This is a genomic window from Flavobacterium sp. (assembly GCF_043756175.1).
Classification (GTDB): Bacteria; Bacteroidota; Bacteroidia; order Flavobacteriales; family Flavobacteriaceae; genus Flavobacterium.
The window spans coordinates 1-2,490 of the sequence record NZ_JAYURN010000004.1 but is presented as its reverse complement, the minus strand read 5'-3'; the positions used below and the strand labels follow the sequence as shown (position 1 = coordinate 2,490).

General features: G+C 34.3%; 5 protein-coding genes and 1 pseudogene. All 6 read left to right on the top strand.

Annotated elements, in window-relative coordinates:
- The first annotated feature begins 54 nt into the window (after positions 1 to 54).
- Entirely contained in the window at positions 55 to 606 is a 552-nt protein-coding gene (gene rplE, locus ACH2BP_RS00210) for a 50S ribosomal protein L5 (RefSeq protein WP_091476818.1), read from the top strand.
- Between the two features lie 3 nt (positions 607 to 609).
- Positions 610 to 879, top strand: coding sequence for a 30S ribosomal protein S14 (rpsN, locus tag ACH2BP_RS00205; protein ID WP_395055845.1), 270 nt, complete (start codon positions 610 to 612; stop codon positions 877 to 879).
- A gap of 141 nt (positions 880 to 1,020) precedes the next feature.
- Complete coding sequence (gene rpsH, locus ACH2BP_RS00200; RefSeq protein ID WP_091476822.1) at positions 1,021 to 1,419, top strand: 30S ribosomal protein S8; 399 nt, start codon at positions 1,021 to 1,023, stop codon at positions 1,417 to 1,419.
- 16 nt (positions 1,420 to 1,435) lie between these two features.
- Positions 1,436 to 1,981, top strand: a complete 546-nt coding sequence (gene rplF / locus ACH2BP_RS00195) for a 50S ribosomal protein L6 (RefSeq protein WP_395055843.1) — start codon at positions 1,436 to 1,438, stop codon at positions 1,979 to 1,981.
- A gap of 11 nt (positions 1,982 to 1,992) precedes the next feature.
- The gene (gene rplR / locus ACH2BP_RS00190; RefSeq protein ID WP_395055841.1) at positions 1,993 to 2,343 is read left to right on the top strand and encodes a 50S ribosomal protein L18; all 351 of its coding nucleotides are present in this window, start codon (positions 1,993 to 1,995) and stop codon (positions 2,341 to 2,343) included.
- 6 nt (positions 2,344 to 2,349) lie between these two features.
- Positions 2,350 to 2,490 (top strand): annotated as a pseudogene (locus ACH2BP_RS00185) (30S ribosomal protein S5); the annotation flags it as partial.

The following is a 2,490-nucleotide window of genomic DNA, read 5'->3' as shown; positions in this document are numbered from 1 at the left end:
TGAAGGAGATAAGAAAGTAAGATTTTCAAAAAAATCTAATCAAGTACTATAGTAATGGCTTATATACCTAGACTAAAAGAAGAATATAAGAGTAGAGTTATCTCTGCTCTTACGGAAGAATTCGGTTACAAAAACGTAATGCAAGTTCCAAAACTTGAAAAAATCGTGATTAGTAAAGGAGTTGGTGCAGCAGTATCAGACAAGAAATTGATCGATTACGCTGTAGAAGAGTTAACGAAAATTACTGGACAAAAAGCGGTAGCTACTATCTCGAAAAAAGACGTTGCGTCTTTCAAATTGAGAAAAGGAATGCCAATTGGAGCAAAAGTAACACTTCGTGGAGAAAGAATGTATGAATTCTTAGACAGATTAGTAACTTCATCTTTACCGCGTGTAAGAGATTTTAGTGGTATTAAAGCTACAGGTTTCGACGGAAGAGGAAATTACAATCTTGGTGTTTTAGAGCAAATCATTTTCCCAGAAATTGATATTGATAAAGTGAATAAAATCTCAGGTATGGATATTACTTTCGTAACATCTGCTGCTACAGACAAAGAAGCAAAGTCATTATTAACTGAATTGGGTTTACCATTTAAAAAGAACTAAGACATGGCTAAAGAATCAATGAAAGCCCGCGAGGTAAAAAGAGAAAAAACGGTAGCTAAATATGCTGAGAAAAGAAAAGCTTTGAAAGAAGCTGGAGATTTCGTAGGTTTGCAGAAATTACCGAAGAATGCTTCACCAGTTCGTTTGCATAATCGTTGCAAATTAACAGGAAGACCAAGAGGGTATATGCGTCAATTCGGTCTTTCACGTGTTACATTTCGTGAAATGGCAAACAACGGATTGATACCTGGAGTTAAAAAAGCTTCTTGGTAAAATTCAATTATGAGTTTCAAATTACAGATTTCAATTAAATCGTAATCTGTAATTTGAAATTTTTAATTAAACAAGTATAAACTGGTTAAAGGTTCGTTTGATGAGTATCAAATGAAAACCATAACCGCAAATTGATACATAATGTATACAGATCCAATTGCAGATTATCTTACGAGAGTTAGAAATGCAGCGAAAGCAAACCACAAAGTGGTTGAGATTCCAGCATCTAACATGAAGAAAGAAATCACAAAGATTTTATTCGATCAAGGATATATCTTAAGTTACAAATTTGAAGACAACGCTGTTCAGGGTTCAATCAAAATCGCTCTAAAGTACGACAAAGTTACTAAAGAGTCAGTAATTAGAGATATCCAAAGAATTAGTAAACCAGGTTTACGTAAGTATTCAGGTTCTTCTACAATACCAAGAATCCTTAACGGATTAGGAATTGCAATAGTTTCAACTTCAAAAGGTCTTATGACTGGGAAACAAGCTAAGCAACTCAATGTTGGTGGAGAAGTAATTTGTTACGTATACTAATAATAGACTACTAGAAATGTCAAGAATAGGTAAAAATCCAATTGCAATTCCTGCTGGAGTAACTGTAGAAATCAATGATTCTATCGTTACAGTAAAAGGAAAATTAGGGCAACTTACACAAAGCTATACCAACAATGTAACTGTAAAGTTAGAAGATGGTCAAGTTTTAGTTGAGAGAGCTGCTGATAGCAAACAAGAAAGAGCTCAACACGGATTGTATAGAGCTTTAATCAATAACATGGTTGCTGGTGTATCTACTGGTTTTACAAAAGAGTTAGAACTTGTTGGAGTAGGTTATAGAGCGTCTAATCAAGGTCAAAAACTTGATTTAGCTTTAGGATTTTCTCACAACATCGTTTTAGAAGTTGCATCTGAAGTTACTTTAGAGACAATATCTGAAAAAGGAAAAAACCCAATTGTAAAATTAACTTCATTCGATAAACAACTTTTAGGTCAAGTGGCTGCGAAAATCAGAGGTTTCCGCAAACCAGAACCATATAAAGGAAAAGGTGTTAAATTCGTAGGTGAAGTATTAAGAAGAAAAGCAGGTAAATCAGCTTAAAAATTAAGATTATGTCATTAACAAAATCTGATAGAAGACAGAGAATACAGTACAGAATTAGAAAGATTGTTAGCGGAACCGCTGCAAGACCTCGTTTATCTGTATTCAGAAGTAACAAAGAAATTTATGCTCAACTTATTGACGATGTAAACGGTGTAACACTGGCTACAGCATCATCACGTGAAAAAGGTGTAAATACAGGTACTAAAATTGAAGTTGCAATAGCAGTTGGAAAACTAATTGCAGAAACAGCTTTAAAAGCTGGTGTCGATACAGTTACTTTCGATAGAGGTGGTTATTTATACCACGGTCGTGTGAAATCATTAGCAGAAGGTGCGAGAGCAGCCGGATTAAAATTCTAAGAAATTATGTATCATAAATACAAAAATGTAGAGTTAGTAAAACCAAGCGGTCTTGAATTAAAAGATCGTCTGGTAAGTGTAAATCGTGTTACGAAAGTTACAAAAGGAGGAAGAGCATTTGGTTTTTCTGCTATTGTAGTTGTAGGT

Coding starts and splice junctions, on each gene's coding strand:
- rplR (WP_395055841.1), top strand. CDS start 1,993: ATGTCATTAACAAAATCTGATAGAAGACAGAGAATACAGTACAGAATT.
- rplF (WP_395055843.1), top strand. CDS start 1,436: ATGTCAAGAATAGGTAAAAATCCAATTGCAATTCCTGCTGGAGTAACT.
- rplE (WP_091476818.1), top strand. CDS start 55: ATGGCTTATATACCTAGACTAAAAGAAGAATATAAGAGTAGAGTTATC.
- rpsN (WP_395055845.1), top strand. CDS start 610: ATGGCTAAAGAATCAATGAAAGCCCGCGAGGTAAAAAGAGAAAAAACG.
- rpsH (WP_091476822.1), top strand. CDS start 1,021: ATGTATACAGATCCAATTGCAGATTATCTTACGAGAGTTAGAAATGCA.